14 protein-coding genes are annotated in these 16,176 nt (G+C 60.5%); 12 read left to right on the top strand and 2 right to left on the bottom strand.

Going from position 1 to position 16,176, the window contains the following annotated elements:
• The first annotated feature begins 10 nt into the window (after window positions 1-10).
• The 8 genes from WNY80_RS17240 to uxuA all read left to right on the top strand — a co-directional run bounded on the left by WNY80_RS17240 (window position 11) and on the right by uxuA (window position 7,375).
• Window positions 11-991, top strand: coding sequence for a TRAP transporter substrate-binding protein (locus WNY80_RS17240; RefSeq protein WP_342888644.1), 981 nt, complete (start codon window positions 11-13; stop codon window positions 989-991).
• Window positions 992-1,061: 70 nt separating this feature from the next.
• Entirely contained in the window at window positions 1,062-1,571 is a 510-nt protein-coding gene (locus WNY80_RS17235; protein WP_342888676.1) for a TRAP transporter small permease, read from the top strand.
• A gap of 4 nt (window positions 1,572-1,575) precedes the next feature.
• Window positions 1,576-2,856 (top strand): TRAP transporter large permease, encoded by a 1,281-nt coding sequence (locus WNY80_RS17230; RefSeq protein ID WP_342888643.1) that lies wholly within the window; start codon window positions 1,576-1,578, stop codon window positions 2,854-2,856.
• Between the two features lie 7 nt (window positions 2,857-2,863).
• A complete protein-coding gene (locus tag WNY80_RS17225; protein WP_342888642.1) occupies window positions 2,864-3,190 on the top strand; it encodes a cupin domain-containing protein in 327 nt (108 codons plus the stop codon).
• Window positions 3,191-3,203: 13 nt separating this feature from the next.
• Window positions 3,204-4,028 (top strand): 5-dehydro-4-deoxy-D-glucuronate isomerase, encoded by an 825-nt coding sequence (kduI, locus tag WNY80_RS17220; protein WP_342888641.1) that lies wholly within the window; start codon window positions 3,204-3,206, stop codon window positions 4,026-4,028.
• Complete coding sequence (kduD, locus tag WNY80_RS17215; RefSeq protein ID WP_342888640.1) at window positions 4,025-4,753, top strand: 2-dehydro-3-deoxy-D-gluconate 5-dehydrogenase KduD; 729 nt, start codon at window positions 4,025-4,027, stop codon at window positions 4,751-4,753. Before kduI ends, kduD begins: the two co-directional genes overlap by 4 nt.
• Complete coding sequence (locus tag WNY80_RS17210) at window positions 4,725-6,191, top strand: mannitol dehydrogenase family protein (protein WP_342888639.1); 1,467 nt, start codon at window positions 4,725-4,727, stop codon at window positions 6,189-6,191. Before kduD ends, WNY80_RS17210 begins: the two co-directional genes overlap by 29 nt.
• Window positions 6,188-7,375, top strand: coding sequence for a mannonate dehydratase (uxuA, locus tag WNY80_RS17205; protein WP_342888638.1), 1,188 nt, complete (start codon window positions 6,188-6,190; stop codon window positions 7,373-7,375). Before WNY80_RS17210 ends, uxuA begins: the two co-directional genes overlap by 4 nt.
• Before the next feature lie 60 nt (window positions 7,376-7,435).
• On the opposite strand, the gene WNY80_RS17200 is transcribed toward uxuA, so the two are convergent.
• Window positions 7,436-7,906: an Lrp/AsnC ligand binding domain-containing protein gene (locus WNY80_RS17200; protein ID WP_342888637.1), complete on the bottom strand. Its 471-nt coding sequence runs from the start codon at window positions 7,904-7,906 to the stop codon at window positions 7,436-7,438.
• Between the two features lie 219 nt (window positions 7,907-8,125).
• Between WNY80_RS17200 and WNY80_RS17195 the strand changes: the two genes are divergently transcribed.
• Both WNY80_RS17195 and WNY80_RS17190 read left to right on the top strand, forming a co-directional pair.
• Complete coding sequence (locus tag WNY80_RS17195; protein ID WP_342888636.1) at window positions 8,126-8,563, top strand: universal stress protein; 438 nt, start codon at window positions 8,126-8,128, stop codon at window positions 8,561-8,563.
• 31 nt (window positions 8,564-8,594) lie between these two features.
• A complete protein-coding gene (locus WNY80_RS17190; RefSeq protein ID WP_342888675.1) occupies window positions 8,595-10,127 on the top strand; it encodes an alanine/glycine:cation symporter family protein in 1,533 nt (510 codons plus the stop codon).
• Between the two features lie 139 nt (window positions 10,128-10,266).
• On the opposite strand, the gene WNY80_RS17185 is transcribed toward WNY80_RS17190, so the two are convergent.
• A complete protein-coding gene (locus WNY80_RS17185) occupies window positions 10,267-11,118 on the bottom strand; it encodes a LysR family transcriptional regulator (RefSeq protein ID WP_342888635.1) in 852 nt (283 codons plus the stop codon).
• A gap of 134 nt (window positions 11,119-11,252) precedes the next feature.
• Between WNY80_RS17185 and WNY80_RS17180 the strand changes: the two genes are divergently transcribed.
• Both WNY80_RS17180 and WNY80_RS17175 read left to right on the top strand, forming a co-directional pair.
• Complete coding sequence (locus tag WNY80_RS17180) at window positions 11,253-13,700, top strand: FAD-dependent oxidoreductase (protein WP_342888634.1); 2,448 nt, start codon at window positions 11,253-11,255, stop codon at window positions 13,698-13,700.
• The gene (locus tag WNY80_RS17175) at window positions 13,697-16,144 is read left to right on the top strand and encodes an FAD-dependent oxidoreductase (RefSeq protein WP_342888633.1); all 2,448 of its coding nucleotides are present in this window, start codon (window positions 13,697-13,699) and stop codon (window positions 16,142-16,144) included. The genes WNY80_RS17180 and WNY80_RS17175 overlap by 4 nt, the downstream gene beginning before the upstream one ends.
• Window positions 16,145-16,176: the final 32 nt, after the last annotated feature.

Below are 16,176 nucleotides of genomic sequence, written 5' to 3'. Positions count from 1 at the left end.
GAAAATGAACATGAAACTTATGAAAACACTGACCGGCATGCTGCTGGCCACCGCCGCGATGGCGATGACTGCCAGTGCGTGTGAAACCACGCTCAAGTCTTCCGACACGCATCCGGACGGCTACCCGACCGTTGAAGCCGTCAAGGCCATGGGCAAGATGCTTGAAGAGACGACCGATGGCCGTCTTTGCATCGAAATCTATGCTTCGGCTCAGCTGGGCGAAGAAAAGGACACCATCGAGCAGACCCAGTTCGGTGCCATCGACCTGAACCGCGTGAGCCTCGGACCCTTCAACAACATCATTGAAGAGACCCAGATCCCGTCGCTGCCGTATATCTTCCGTTCGGTCGAGCACATGCACACCGTGATGGACGGCCCGATCGGCCAGGAAATCCTGGACGCATTTGCGGACCATGACCTGATCGGTCTCGGCTTCTACGATGGCGGCTCGCGCAGCTTCTACAACAAGGAAAAGCCGATCAAGTCGATGGAAGACCTGAAGGGCATGAAGTTCCGCGTCATGCAGTCGGACATGTTTGTCGACATGGTCAGCGCGCTGGGCGCCAACGCCACGCCGCTGCCTTACGGCGAAGTCTATTCGTCGATCCAGACCGGCGTTATCGACGGTGCCGAAAACAACTGGCCGTCCTATGACACTTCGGGTCATTTCGAAGTGGCAAAGTACTACACCCTCGACCAGCACCTGATCGTGCCGGAAGTGCTGGTGATGTCGAAGAAGAGCTGGGACAAGCTCAGCGCGGAAGACCAGGCTGCCGTTCGTGCCGCCGCCAAGGCTTCCGTGCCGGTGATGCGTGATCTCTGGGTCGCGCAGGAAAAGAAGTCCGAAGAAAAGGTCCGCGCCGCGGGCAGTGAAATCATCACCGAGATCGACAAGGCCCCATTCATCGAAGCGATGAAGCCGGTCTATGAGAAGTACGTCAAGTCCGACAAGCTCAAGGACATGGTCGCCCGCATTCAGGCAACCGAATAGTCTTAAATCCGGCCCGCGGGAGCATTCCCGCGGGCCGTTTTCCAATGGAGTGGGCAACGTGCAAAGTCGGATGAAGAGTGTGGCGCGGGGAACCAGCGTTCTGGCGCGGGCGGCGCTTTGGGTTTCCGGCACCGGATTGGTGCTGATGACGGCCCTGATCGCCTGCCAGGTGTTCTGGCGCTATGTGCTCAATGACAGTATTTCCTGGACCGAACCCGCGTCAGTGATGATCATGGGCTGGTTCATTTTTCTGGGTGCCGCCGTCGGTATCCGCGAGGGCTACCATCTGTCCTTCGATATCCTGCAGCACCTGGTCTCCGAGCAGACCAAGCGGGGAATGCAGACAGTTTCCGACCTCGTGGTGATCGCCTTTGGCGGCGGCATGGTGGTCTATGGCACGCAGCTGGCGGTCAACGCGGCTCCCAACGTGCTCCCGAGCCTCGGGATATCCGGGGCATTCGATTTTCTTCCGATTGTCGCAGGCGGTGTGCTGATTGTTCTGTTCTCGCTTGAACGGATCGCACGACGCCTGGCGGGACTGCCGACCGCGCTTTTCGGCGAAACAGCTTTGGAGGACTAGAGCAATGGAACTTTGGGTGCTTTTCGGTTCCTTTGTCGTGCTCCTGCTGATCGGCACACCGGTGGCTTTCTGCCTCGGCGTGTCGAGCTTCGCGACAATCGCCTATATGGGACTGCCGCCGGTGGTGGTGTTCCAGCGCATGAACTCCGGCGTTTCGGTGTTCGCGCTGATGGCGATCCCGTTTTTCATCTTTGCCGGTGACCTGATGGTTCGCGGCGACATTGCCCGCAGGCTGGTGGCGCTGGCCGGGGCCATGGTCGGTCACCTGCGTGGCGGGCTGGGGCAGGTCAACATCTTTGCTTCCATCATGTTCGGTGGCGTGTCGGGCTCGGCCGCGGCGGATGCCAGCGCGGTCGGCGGCCTGATGGTGCCGCAGATGAAAGAACGCGGCTACGATGTTGATTACGCGGTCAACATCACGGTGGTCGGATCGATCATCGCGCTGATGATCCCGCCCTCGCACAACATGATCATCTATTCGATCTCGGCTGGCGGACGGATCTCGATCGCCGACCTTTTTACCGCCGGTATCGTTCCCGGCTTCCTGCTGGCGGTGTCGCTGATGGTGGCGGCCTGGTTCGTGGCGAGAAGCCGCGGATATCCCACCGAGGCGTTTCCCGGGGTCAGGGCGCTGATCAATCTGTTTGCCAATGCGATGCCCGGCCTCATTCTGGTCGCCATCATTTTCGGCGGTGTCCGCTCCGGCATCTTCACGGCATCGGAGTCTTCCAACATCGCCGTTGTCTACGCGATGTTCGTGACCTTCTTCGTCTACCGGTCGCTGAGCTGGAACGATTTCGTTGCGGCAACCTTCGCAGCGGTTCGGACGACAGCCATGGTGCTGATGGTGATCGGTTGCGCAGGCGCCTTTGGCTGGCTGCTGGCCTATACACGAGTGCCGGCGCAGATGGTGATGCTGCTCAAGGGGATCTCGGACAACCCGATCATCATCCTGCTGCTGATGAATGTCGTGCTGCTTGTCCTCGGTACCTTCATGGACATGTCGCCATTGATCGTGATCACGACACCGATCTTCCTGCCGGTGGCAGTGGCTTTCGGGGTGGACCCGGTTCATTTCGGCGTCATCCTGATCCTCAACCTGGGGATCGGACTGTGCACGCCGCCTGTCGGTGCGGTGCTGTTTGTCGGCTGTGCGGTGGGCAAGATCCCGATCTCGCAGGCGATGCGGACCATCTGGCCATTCTATGGCGCAGCCTTCGCCACGCTGATGCTGGTGACCTACATCCCGCAGCTTTCCCTGTGGCTCCCCGCCCAATTCCATTGAGGTTGTCATGATCAAACATTTTCCCGAGGTTCAGGCCGATGCCGGCGTGAAACGGCAGGTCCTGAGCGACAGTCCCGAGCTGATGGTTGTTGCATTCCGGTTTCAGGCCGAGGGCGCCGAAGGCAAGCTGCACAGCCATCCGCACGTGCAATCGACCTATGTCGAATCCGGACGGTTCTCGTTCACCGTGGACGGCGAAAGCTTCGAAGTCACGGCCGGCGAGAGTTTCGTCATTCCCTCGAATGCGGTGCATGGCTGCGTGTGCCTTGAGCCCGGAACCCTGATCGACACCTTTGCGCCGCGGCGCGATGATTTTCTGACGCCAAACCCTTGAAGGGAGACTTTCCATGCTGACCGTTGAAACCCGGCACGCAATTGACCCGGCCACAGCCAAAGGCCTCGATACCGCGGGACTGCGTTCGCATTTCCATGCCGACGGGATCTTCGCCGATGGCGAAATCAGGCTTGTCTACACGCACTACGACCGGTTGATCCTGGGCGGCGCCGTGCCGGGCGCAGGCAAGCTGACCCTGGACCAGGTCAAGGAGTGCGGCACCGCCTCGATTCTCGACCGGCGGGAGATGGGGATCTTGAACATCGGCGACACCGGCACTGTTTCCGCCGGGGGCACCGATTACACGGTCAACAAGGGGGATGTGCTCTATCTCGGCATGGGATCGGGGCCGGTGACGTTTTCCGGAAAAGGCCGGTTCTACATCCTGTCTGCGCCGGCCCACCGCAAGTGCCCGAGCAAGCTGATCCGCATCGAGGATGCGCGGCGGGTGGAGATGGGCTCCGCGGAAACCTCCAACGAACGCGTCATCCTTCAGTTCCTGCATCCCGAGGTCGCCGACAGCTGCCAGTTGCTGATGGGCTACACCCAGTTTGCTCCGGGCTCTGTCTGGAACACCATGCCGGCCCATCTGCATGACCGGCGCATGGAAGCCTATCTCTATTTCGAACTCGGGCCGGAACAGCGCGTTTTCCATATCATGGGCCAGCCCGACGAAACCCGTCATATCGTGATGGCAAACGAGGAAGCGGTCATCTCGCCGCCCTGGTCGATCCATTGCGGCGCGGGCACCGGTGCCTACACGTTCTGCTGGGCGATGGCCGGTGACAATGTCGATTTCACCGACATGGATATGGTTGCCATGGGAGATCTTCGGTGAACCCATTTTCGCTCGCTGGTAAAACAGCGTTGGTGACCGGTGCCAACACGGGCATCGGTCAGGCCATAGCCCTGGCGATGGGCCGTGCCGGGGCGAGCGTCGTTTGCGCCGGGCGGCAATCCTGCGCGGAAACGGTCAGCCAGATAGCTGACGCCCGCGAGATGCTTCTGGATTTCGCCAATCCGATGGCTGCGGCCGATGTGTTTGCGAAGGACCGGATTGATATCCTGGTCAACAATGCCGGAATCATCCGGCGCAATGATGCCGTCGATTTCAGCGAAAGCGACTGGGACGATGTGCTCGATGTAAACCTGAAGGCGGTGTTCTTTACCTGCCAGGCGTTCGGGCGTGCCGTGTTTGAGCGCAACGGGACCGGCAGCATTGTCAATGTCGCCTCGCTGCTCGCGCTGCAGGGCGGGATACGGGTTGCCTCCTACACGGCGTCGAAACACGGTGTTGCGGGCATCACCAAGCTGCTGGCCAACGAGTGGGCGGCAAAGGGCATCAATGTGAATGCCATCGCGCCGGGCTACATTGCCACCAACAACACCGCGGCGCTTATCAAGGATGAAGCACGCAACAAGGCGATCCTGGAGCGCATTCCCGCCGAACGGTGGGGAGAACCCGAAGACATCGGCGAGGCGGCGGTTTTCCTGGCTTCGCCGGCGGCAAAATACATCCATGGAGCTGTCCTCAATGTCGATGGAGGCTGGCTTGCCCGCTGACGAGAAAAGACTTGGCCGATCGGGAGCCGCAAGACCCGGACCGGGGATCGTTCACCTCGGGCTGGGAGCCTTCTTCCGGGCTTTCGGCGCAATCTATGTCGACGACGCGGTCAGGGTTTCGGGCGGCGACTGGGGCATTATCGGCGTCAGCCTGCAAAGCCCGGCAACGCGGGACAGGCTTGCGCCGCAGGATTTTGTCTACACGGTCGTGACCCAGAATGCCGATGGAGGCGAAACCTTCCGCAAGGTCGAGATTGTTCAGGATGTTCTCGTTGCTCCTGAAAATCCGGAGGCGGTGCTGGCCTGGATGTCCGACCCGGCGATCCGCATCGTCACGCTGACGGTGACGGAAAAGGGCTATTGCCATGATCCGGCGACGGGACAGCTGAACCTTGATCATCCCGACATCGTGCATGACCTGGAAAATACGCTTCCCAAATCAGCCCCGGGATTTCTGGTCCGGGCGTTGCAGCGGCGCCGTGATGCGGGGCTCGCGCCCTTTACCGTGCTGACCTGCGATAATCTTCCGGAGAACGGCAAGCTGGTTCGCCGCGCTGTCCTGGATCTTGCCGGCAAGGTCGATCCGTCTCTCGCCGACTGGATTTCGGCGGAGGGCCGGTTCCCCTCGACGATGGTCGACCGCATCACGCCTGCGACCAAGCCCGAGGACATCGAACGGCTGGCGCAGAAGGTCGGTTACCGGGATGAGGCACCGGTGATGTGTGAACCATTCCGGCAATGGGTGGTGGAGGATGATTTCGTCCCGGCCCATGGCGCCGATGTTCGCCCGGATCTTGCCGCAGCCGGCGTCGAGCTGGTGCCGGATGTCACGCCTTACGAGAACATGAAGCTCAGGATGCTCAATGGCACGCATTCGTCGCTTGCATACCTGGGATATCTGGCGGGCCATGAAACCATCGCCGAGACCGTGGCTGATCCGGTTTTCGCCGGGTTCGTCAAACGGCTCTGGCGCGAAGAGATCATGCCTTCCTTCACGCCCCCGGAAGGGGTTGAGCTGGACGCCTATGCGGACGCCCTCTTCGAGCGCTACTCAAATCCATCGATCCGGCACCGGACCTGGCAGATCGCCATGGACGGCAGCCAGAAGCTGCCGCAGCGCATTCTCGGAACCATCACCGACAATCTCGATGCGGGGCGGGCATGCCCCGGGCTGATGCTGGCCGTCGCCGGCTGGATGCGCTACGTCGGCGGAATTGACGAGAAGGGCCAGCCGATCGAGGTCAAGGACCCGCTGGCGGCACAGCTGCGCGAGCTGTCGGATTCCGCGGATACCACGGACCGGAAGGTCGCTGCCCTGCTTTCGGTGCGCGATATCTTCAGCTCCCGGCTGGCGGACGAACTGGCTTCGCCGGTGAGCCGCGCCTACGATCTTTTGGCTGCGCATGGTGCGCGCAAGGCAGTTGGAGACATCCGGTGAAGGAAAGCTGGCGCTGGTACGGCCCTCTCGACAAGATATCGCTCAGTGAAGTTGCGCAAACCGGTGCAAGCGGCATCGTCACGGCTCTGCATGAGGTTCCCTACGGGGAAGTATGGGATCGCGAAACGATCGCCAGGCGGAAAGCCGATGTGTTGGCTGCCGGATTTGAGTGGGTGGTGGTGGAGAGCCTGCCGATCCACGAACGGATCAAGCGCGGCGAGGGAGACCTGTCGGCGCTGTTTGCCAATTACCGGCAGTCGATGGCCAACCTGGCGGCGGAAGGCATCCACACCATCTGCTACAATTTCATGCCGTTGCTGGACTGGACGCGCACGGACCTTGCTGCGCTGGTCGAGCGGGGCGGGCGGTGCCTGAGGTTCTCGGCGCCGAAGATGGCGGCACTCGAGATATTCATGCTCGGTCGTGGCGAGGCGCGGCAGGATTATCTGCCGGAGGCCGTGGCGCAGGCGGAGAAATGGTTTCAAAGCTCCTCCGATGATGATCGTGCGGAACTGATGCATGCAGTGATGGCGGGGCTGCCGGGGGCTTATGACCGCTATGATGCAGAGGGTCTGAAGGCGGCGCTGAAGCTTTATGAAGGGATCGACCGTCCGGTCCTGCAAAACCATTACAAGCGCTTCCTCGAGGAAATCATCCCGACTGCGGAGGAACTCGGCATGCGGTTTTGCGTGCATCCCGACGATCCGCCGCGCGACATTCTGGGGCTGCCCCGGATCGTCTCCAATGCCGAAGATATCGACTGGTTGCTGGGCGCGGTCGACAGCCCTGCAAACGGGCTGACGCTGTGCGCCGGGTCACTGGGTGCCAACCCGGAGAACGATGTGCCGGAGATCGCCCGACGGTTTGCCAGCCGGATCCACTTCGCCCATTTGCGCAATGTCCGCAAGGACGCGGATGGATCGTTCGAGGAAGCCGCGCACCTCTCCGGCGACACCGATATGGTCGATCTCGTTGCGGCCCTTCTCGTGGAAGAGCAGCGCCGCCGCGATGCCGGAGAGACGGAATGGGAAATCCCGTTCCGCCCTGATCACGGTCACGAGCTTCTCGATGATGCCGGCAGGAACACGCATCCGGGCTATCCGCTGATCGGCCGGATGCGCGGGCTTGCGGAATTGCGCGGCGTCATCGCCGGCCTGTCCCACAGCGGCAAGACAGCCAACTGAAATCCTGCTTGCGGGCAGAAGGCGCTCCCGGCCCGGGCAGACCGCCCGGGAGGAGGGCTGTCAGCTGCGCAACTCGATCATGCTTGTTTCCTTGACCGATTCCATGACCGCAAAGGAATGGGTCTGCATTACCGATGGCAGCTGGCTGATGCGTTCGCCCAGCAACTCCCTGAACTGGGTGATGTCGCGGGTGCGGACTTTCAGCATGTAGTCAAACGGGCCGGCAATCATCAGGCAACTCTGAACTTCCGGGATCAAGCGGACGGCGCGGTTGAAGTCCTCGAGCGAGCTGTCGCTGGTCTTTGACAGGTTCACATGCACGATCATGACATGGCCCATTTCCACTTCGGCCGGGTCAAGTGTGGCGCTGTAGCCGGAAATGACCCCGTCACGTTCGAGCCGTTTGACCCGTTCGGAACACGGGGTCTTGGTCAGGTGCACGCGCTCGGCAAGATCAACGATCGACATCCGGCCGTGGGCCTGAAGTTCATTGAGAATCCGGCGGTCAATAGGGTCTAAATTCCTTTTCACGTGGTCTTTTTTCCTTGCATTTCCTGTTATTTGGCCGATTGTTTCGAATGTAGACCAATAAAAGGCACATAGACTAGTCTTTTCGACTAAAGTTGTTGGGCGGGGTTGCCCGTATTGCATTCGTGTTTCTGCGTCGGTTTCAAGTTTTTTGATTGGCGGTATCGAGTTGTATTTCCGGTAACGGGCGCGGTTATGAAAACAATAAGAGAGGGACTTTAAATGACAACAAAACTGGTTGTTGGCCTTGATGGCCACGGATCGGGCGAACGCGCCCTGGCCTATGCCGAGCGGCTGGCCAAGCTCATCGGGGATTGCGAGCTGATGATCGTCTACGTGGTGGAATGGTCGCCCTATTCCTTCCAGACGGCCGAAGAAAACGCGCAGCGCCACAAGCGCCGCGAAGAGGAAATCTCAACAGCAACGCAGCGGATCGTGGATCCGGCCGTCGCCAAGATAAAGGCAGCCGGGCTCAAGGCCACGGGCAAGGTGCGGCATGGCGATGTCGCGTCGATCCTGATGGCCGTTGCGGAGGAAGAAAAGGCCGAGCAGATCATCGTCAGCCGGTCTTCGGAAGGCGGTTTTGCCAAACGTTTCTTCGGCAGTGCGACCTCCAACCTGGTGATGCACGCATCTGTGCCCGTCACCGTTGTCAATTGAGGATACTATCATGACTTTGTTTCGAACTATGATGCTATCGGCAATTGCGACGACAGGGCTGAGCAGTGCCGCAAGCGCGCAGGAAGCCATGACGCTCGACCAGAAGGTCAACGAGGTCTTCGCCGCAGTCACCGGGCCTTTTGTCAGCCTTATCTTCGCGCCGATTCCGGGCACCAGCTTTCCCTGGATCGTGATGTGGCTGGTAATCGCGGCCTCGATCTTCACGATCTATTTCGGCTTCGTGCAGTTCCGGTTTTTCGGTCATGCCATCGGGCTGGTGAAAGGGGATTATTCGGATCCCAATGATGCCGGTGAAGTCAGCCATTTCCAGGCATTGGCAACCGCACTGTCGGGTACCGTCGGTCTCGGCAATATCGCGGGTGTTGCGGTCGCCGTCGGCATCGGCGGACCGGGCGCGACGTTCTGGATGATCCTTGCCGGCTTGCTCGGCATGGCGTCGAAATTCACCGAGTGTACGCTCGGGGTGAAGTACCGGAACGAGTATGAGGACGGCACGGTTTCGGGCGGTCCGATGTACTACATCTCCAAGGGGTTCAAGGAGTTGGGTCTTCCCGGCGGCAAGTTCCTCGCGGTGATGTTCTCGATCTTCTGTATCCTTGGCGCTCTGGGCGGCGGCAACATGTTCCAGGCCAACCAGGCCCATGCCCAGATTTCCGGCATTGTCGGTGACTATCCGGGCTGGATCACGGGTATCGTGTTTGCAGCCGTTGTGTTCTCGGTCATCGTCGGCGGCATCAAGTCGATCGCCAACGTCACTGAAAAGATCGTTCCGTTCATGGGCATTCTTTATGTCGGTGCGGCGCTGATCATCCTGCTGGTCAACTACGACAAGATCGGCTGGGCCTTTGGCCAGATCTTCGGCGGCGCCTTTACCGGCCTCGGTGTTGCAGGCGGCTTTGTCGGCGCCCTGATCCAGGGCTTCAAGCGGGCAGCGTTTTCCAACGAAGCCGGCGTTGGCTCGGCGGCGATTGCCCACTCGGCCGTGAGAACCAAGGAACCGATCACCGAAGGCTTTGTCTCGCTGCTCGAACCCCTCATCGACACTGTCGTGATCTGCACGATGACCGCCCTGGTCATTACCATTTCGCAGCAGTTGATCGTTGACCCGGCAACCGGGCTCTACGTGCTCAATGAAGCAGGTTCGTCTATTGCGACTGTCGGTGATGTCAGCGGTGTGGCCCTGACCTCGGCAGCATTCGGATCGGCAATCGGCTGGTTCCCCTACGTGCTGGCGATCGCGGTGGTGCTGTTTGCCTTCTCGACCATGATCTCCTGGTCCTATTACGGGCTGAAGAGCTGGACCTACCTGTTCGGTGAAGGCAAGAACTCGGAGCTGACTTTCAAGATCATCTTCTGCGTGTTCATCGTCATCGGTGCGGCGGCCAGCCTCGGTCCGGTCATCGACTTCTCCGATGCCGCGATCTTTGCCATGGCCGTGGTCAACATCTTCTGCCTCTACTTCCTGATGGGACTGGTGAAGAAGGAGCTGATTTCCTATGGTTCGCGGCTCAAGGCAGGCGAGATCCGCAAGTTCAAGCACTAGGCTTGATTGCAAAACAGGGTGGGCGGCCTTAGCGCGCCCACCTGAAATGCGGCGTCAGCGCGAAAGCGTCTGGCGCCGTTTTCATTCTGGCGGTGTGCATTGTGGAGCCGGCTGTGGTCTCCGCAGACAGATGGTCCCGCTACTTCCCCGACAATTGCTTGCGGACGCTGTCGAGCAGGCGGCGGTGAATGTGGGAGTGCCGGTTGCGAAGGTGCATTGCCACATACACGGACTGGGGAATGCTCGGGGCATCCTCGATGTAGCCGAACTGACCGGTGGCAACCATTTCCTCGGCCGAATCCTCGAGCACATAAGCCGTGCCGCCAAGCGCGGACAGCAGGCCGCACACGGTGATGTTCTGACCGCTCGACAATGGCGCTTCGGCGAGCCTGGCCACCACTTGCCGGTGAACCTTGTCGAATGCAGGCGAGTAGTTGGTGAAGATGTAGCTTTGCGGCTCGATGTCGGTGATGCGCTTCACCTTCGAGCTGATCATCCGGTAGGCCAGTTCGCCGATGAGCTCGTGGTGCAGATCGGGCAGGTTCTTCGGTGTGAACATGATCGACAGGTCGATCTCGCCGGCAAGCAGGTCGATGCTCATCTGGTTGGAAAAATCCAGTTCGATATAGAATGCGGCGTCAGGCAGGACCTTGCGGAAACCGGCAACCCAGTCGGCGATATGGCTGGATGCCAGATCGTGCTGCATGCCGATGCGCATCGATTCCGAAAAATTGCCTGTGTTCTGCACCGAGCGGCGGGCTTCGGTCCATTGGTGGCGCAGGGTGCGCGCATGATCAAGCAGGCGGTGGCCGGCCGGTGTCGGTTCGGTTCCGGCCCGGCTGCGGGTGAACAATTTGCGCCCAAGTGTTGCCTCAAGCGCGGTTATCCGGCCCGAGACCGTGGACTGGGTCAGGTTCAGGCGCTCCGCTGTCCGGTTGAAGCTTTTCGTTTCCATCAGGTCGAGGAAAGTTTCAAGATGCTCGATCTGCACAACGGGTCCCCGCGAAAAATTGCTGCTTTGCACCCTAATCGGATTTTCCGATTAATAAAGCCATTTCGGCGGAATTGCGGATTGGCTGAACCGGTCAGATACTCCCTGAAATCATCTGATTGCAGGAGAGTGGTGTGGGTGAGATTGCAGGGCATGCGCGAGTTGTCATAATCGGAGGCGGCGTTGTCGGCGTCTCGGCGCTTTATCATCTGGCCAAGGCCGGCTGGACCGATTGCGTGCTTCTTGAGAAGAACGAACTGACTGCGGGCTCAACATGGCATGCTGCCGGCAATGTGCCGACATTTTCGTCGTCTTGGTCAATCATGAACATGCAGCGCTATTCGACCGAGCTCTACCGGGGGCTGGCCGAAGAAGTCGATTATCCGATGAACTACCATGTCACCGGGTCGATCCGGCTTGGTCACTCGAAAGAGCGGTTGCGCGAGTTCCAGCGCGTTGTCGGAATGGGCCGCTACCAGGGCATGGATCTCGATATTCTGGCGCCGGACGAGATCAAGTCACGCTACCCGTTTGCCGAGACCCATGATCTGACCGGGGCGCTTTATGACCCTTACGACGGGGACATCGATCCGGCGCAGTTGACCCAGGCGCTGGCCAAGGGCGCGCGCGACCTCGGGGCAAAGATCTACCGGTTCTGTCCCGCCACCGCTGTTCGCCGGGACAATGACGAGTGGGTGATCTCGACGGAGAAGGGCGATATCCGCTGCGAATATGTGGTCAACGCCGCAGGCTATTATGCCCGCGAAGTCGGCAAGATGTTCGGCCGCGACATGCCGATGATGGTGATGAGCCACCAATACATGCTGTTTGACGAAGTGCCGGAGGTCGAGGCCTGGAGCAAGGAGAACGGCAAGAAGCTGCCGCTGGTGCGCGATGTCGACAGTTCCTACTATCTGCGTCAGGAAAAGAACGGCTTCAATCTCGGCCCCTATGAGCGCAACTGCAAGGCCCATTGGGTCACGCCCGATGATCCGATGCCCGAAGATTTCTCGTTCCAGCTTTATCCGGACGATCTCGAGCGGCTGGAATGGTACATCAATGATGCTGTCGAGCGGGTGCCACTGTTGGGTACTGCAGGTCTGACCAAGACCATCAACGGTCCCATTCCCTACACACCGGACGGGAACCCGCTGATCGGGCCGATGCCCGGCGTGCCAAACGCATTCGAGGCTTGCGTGTTCACCTTCGGCATCTGCCAGGGCGGCGGTGCCGGCAAGGTGCTGGCCGAATGGGTGATGCATGGCGAGACCGAGTGGGACATGTGGTCCTGCGATCCGCGCCGTTTCACCGCGTTTTGCGATCAGGACTACAGTGTGGCCAAGGGCAAGGAAGTCTATGGCCATGAGTATGCGATGCACTTTCCGCATCACGCCTGGCCGGCCGGACGCAACAAGAAACTCTCGCCGGTGCATGACAGGGTTGCTGCCCTTGGTGCGCAATTCGGCGCCTACAATGGCTGGGAGCGGGCCAACTGGTATGCCCGGCCCGGTGACGACACAAGTGAGGAAGCAACACAGACCTGGGCGCGCGAGGGCTCCTGGTTCGGGGCGGTGCGCGAAGAGTGCCTGGCGGTGCGCGATGCTGCCGGCATTCTCGATCTGCCGGGCTTTTCGCGGTTCAAGGTTCAGGGGCCGGGTGCGCGCGACTGGCTCAACTCGCTGATCACCGGCATGGCGCCGAAGCCGGGTCGGATCGGGCTTGGTTATTTCTCTGACGCCAAGGGGCGTATCGTCACCGAGATGTCGCTGATGGCGCTGGACGAGGATTTCTTCTTCCTGATCACTGCCGCGACCGCGCAATGGCATGATTTCGAATGGCTGATGAAGTATCTGCCCGCGGGGTCCAAGATTGCGATCGAGGATGTCACCGAAGCATTCTCCTGCCAGATCCTGACCGGACCCAAATCACGCGAGATCCTGTCCGGGATCACCGATGCCGATTTGAGTAAGTCATGGCTAACGCACCAGTCAGCACAGGTGGCGGGGACATGGTGCCAGCTGGTTCGGGTGTCCTTCGCCGGAGAGCTGGGCTGGGAAATCCATTCGAAGATCGAGGACACCGCGCAGATATATGATGCGGTGATGAAAGCCGGCGCGCCGCTCGGGCTCAAGCCGTTCGGGATGTTCGCGCTCAATTCGCTGCGGCTCGAGAAAGGCTACCGGGCCTGGAAGGGCGATCTTTCGACCGATTACACAATCCTGCAGGGCGGCCTGGGGCGTTTCGTCAAATGGGACAAGCCCGACTTCCTGGGCAAGGCGGCAATTGAAGCCGAGAAACGGCGCGGCGTGAGCAAGCGCTTCGTGACGCTCACCGTCGATGCCGGCGATTGCGATGCACCCTACATGTCGACACTCTGGCATGACGGCAAGGTTGTGGGCGAAACCACCTCCGGCGGCTGGGGGCACCGGATCGGAAAATCCATTGCGCTCGGTATGCTGCGCGCCGATCTGGCCGAGCCCGGCACCGTGCTCGAAGTCGAGATCTTCGGCGAACGGTTTGCCGCCACGGTGGAGCCTGATGAACCGCTGTGGGACCCCAAGAACGAAAGACTTCGGGCATGAGCACGGCTGTCCCCGACAAGGCCCGCGTGGTCATCGTTGGCGGCGGTGTGTCCGGCTGTTCTGTGGCCTATCACCTGGCCAAGCTCGGCTGGCGCGACATCGTGCTTCTGGAACGCAAGCAACTGACCTGCGGCACCACCTGGCATGCCGCAGGCCTGATCGGGCAATTGCGGGCCTCGCTCAACATGACCCGGCTGGCCAAATATTCGGCCGATCTTTACGTCAAGCTCGAGGAAGAGACCGGTGTCGCCACCGGCATGCGGCAATGCGGGTCGATCACCGTGGCGCTGACCGAGGCGCGCAAGGAAGAAATCTACCGGCAGGCGTCGCTGGCGCGGGCATTCGACATCGATGTTCAGGAAGTCGGGCCCGACGACGTGTTGAAGATGTATCCGCATCTCAACATTTCCGACGTCAAGGCGGCGGTGCACCTGCCGCTCGACGGTCAATGCGATCCGGCCAACATTGCCATGGCGCTGGCCAAGGGTGCGCGGATGAACGGCGCGCGGATCATCGAGGGCGTCAAGGTGACCGCGATCACCAGTGCCGACGGGTGCGTAACGGGTGTCGATTGGCAGCAGGGCGAGGAGACCGGATCGATTGCCGCTGACATGGTGGTCAATTGCGGCGGCATGTGGGGCCGCGATCTCGCTGCCCAGTCCGGCGTGACGCTGCCGCTGCATGCCTGCGAGCATTTCTACATCGTCACCGAGGCGATCGAAGGCTTGCCACGGCTGCCGGTGCTCAGGGTTCCTGATGAATGCGCCTACTACAAGGAAGACGCCGGCAAGATGCTGCTTGGCGCCTTCGAGCCGGTCGCCAAGCCCTGGGGCATGGGCGGCATTTCCGAGGATTTCTGTTTTGACCAGTTGCCGGAGGATTTCGATCATTTCGAGCCGATCCTCGAACAGGCGGTCAACCGGCTGCCGCTGCTTGCCACGGCAGGCATTCACACCTTCTTCAACGGCCCCGAGAGTTTCACCCCCGACGACCGCTACTATCTCGGCGAAGCACCGGAGATCAAAGGCTACTGGGTCGCCGCCGGTTACAATTCCATCGGCATCGTCTCGTCAGGCGGAGCAGGTTTTGCGCTGGCGCAATGGATGAACGACGGCGAGCCGCCTTTCGATCTGTGGGAAGTCGACATCCGCCGGGCGCAGCCGTTCCAGAAGAACCGGCATTATTTGCGCGAGCGGGTGACCGAAACGCTGGGCCTGCTCTATGCTGACCACTTCCCCTACCGGCAGATGGCAACCGCGCGCGGTATCCGCCGCTCGCCGATCCATGAACAGCTCAAAGCGCGCGGCGCGGTGTTTGGCGAAATGGCCGGCTGGGAGCGGGCCAACTGGTTTGCCGATGAAGGTGAGGCCCGCGAATACAAGTATTCCTGGAAGCGGCAGAACTGGTTTGGCAACCAGCACCGCGAGCACACGGCTGTGCGCGAGGCGGTCGGACTGTTCGACATGACCTCGTTCGGCAAGATCCGGGTCGAGGGGCGGGATGCATTGGCGTTCATGCAACGGCTCTGCGCCAATGAGATGAATGTCGAGCCGGGGCGGATTGTCTACACCCAGATGCTCAACACGCGGGGTGGCATCGAGTGCGATCTGACCGTGACGCGACTCTCGGAGACGGCGTTCCTGCTGATTGTTCCGGGTTTCACGCTGCAACGCGACCTGGCCTGGCTCAAGCGGCATCTGGGTGGCGAGTTTGTCGTCATCACAGATGTGACGGCGGGTGAATCGGTGCTGTGCGTCATGGGACCGAATGCCCGGTCGCTGCTGCAGGCCGTCAGTCCGAATGATTTTTCCAACGAAGCGCACCCGTTCGGCATGGCCCGCGAAATCGAGATCGGCATGGGTCTCGCCCGTGCCCACCGTGTCACCTATGTCGGCGAACTGGGCTGGGAGCTCTATGTCTCTTCCGACCAGACAGCGCATGTGTTCGAGGCGCTTGTTGAGGCTGGCGCTGATCACGGGCTGAAACTTTGCGGACTGCATACGCTCGATTCCTGCCGGATCGAGAAGGGTTTCCGTCACTTTGGCCACGACATCACCGATGAGGATCATGTGCTTGAAGCCGGTCTCGGCTTCGCGGTGAAAACCAAGAAGGGCGACTTCATCGGCCGCGATGCGGTGCTTGCAAAACGTGAAGAGGGGCTGTCCCGGCGGCTGGTGCAGTTCCAGCTCAAGGATCCCGAGCCGCTTCTCTTTCACAACGAGGTAATCGTGCGCGACGGCGAGATCGTTTCGATCATCACCTCGGGCAATTACGGCCACCATCTCGGCGGTGCCATCGGTCTGGGCTATGTGCCCTGCGCCGGTGAAAGCGCTGAAGACGTGCTTGCTTCCACTTATGAAATCGAGATTGCCGGGGAACGCCATCAGGCGATTGCGTCCCTCAAACCGCTCTACGACCCCGGCTCGCTCCGCGTCCGGATGTGACTTGAAATCTTCTTCGGATTTATGGAGACTCG

Origin of the sequence: Hoeflea sp. AS16, from assembly GCF_038900095.1 — a bacterium.
Taxonomy (GTDB): domain Bacteria; phylum Pseudomonadota; class Alphaproteobacteria; order Rhizobiales; family Rhizobiaceae; genus Hoeflea.
This window is presented reverse-complemented; position numbering and strand designations above follow the sequence as displayed.

What these genes read in the sequence shown, in the direction of transcription:
- WNY80_RS17240 (WP_342888644.1), top strand. Translation starts at nt 11, where the DNA reads ATGAAACTTATGAAAACACTGACCGGCATGCTGCTGGCCACCGCCGCG.
- WNY80_RS17235 (WP_342888676.1), top strand. Translation starts at nt 1,062, where the DNA reads ATGAAGAGTGTGGCGCGGGGAACCAGCGTTCTGGCGCGGGCGGCGCTT.
- WNY80_RS17230 (WP_342888643.1), top strand. Translation starts at nt 1,576, where the DNA reads ATGGAACTTTGGGTGCTTTTCGGTTCCTTTGTCGTGCTCCTGCTGATC.
- WNY80_RS17225 (WP_342888642.1), top strand. Translation starts at nt 2,864, where the DNA reads ATGATCAAACATTTTCCCGAGGTTCAGGCCGATGCCGGCGTGAAACGG.
- kduI (WP_342888641.1), top strand. Translation starts at nt 3,204, where the DNA reads ATGCTGACCGTTGAAACCCGGCACGCAATTGACCCGGCCACAGCCAAA.
- WNY80_RS17210 (WP_342888639.1), top strand. Translation starts at nt 4,725, where the DNA reads ATGTCGATGGAGGCTGGCTTGCCCGCTGACGAGAAAAGACTTGGCCGA.
- WNY80_RS17195 (WP_342888636.1), top strand. Translation starts at nt 8,126, where the DNA reads ATGACAACAAAACTGGTTGTTGGCCTTGATGGCCACGGATCGGGCGAA.
- WNY80_RS17190 (WP_342888675.1), top strand. Translation starts at nt 8,595, where the DNA reads ATGCTATCGGCAATTGCGACGACAGGGCTGAGCAGTGCCGCAAGCGCG.
- WNY80_RS17175 (WP_342888633.1), top strand. Translation starts at nt 13,697, where the DNA reads ATGAGCACGGCTGTCCCCGACAAGGCCCGCGTGGTCATCGTTGGCGGC.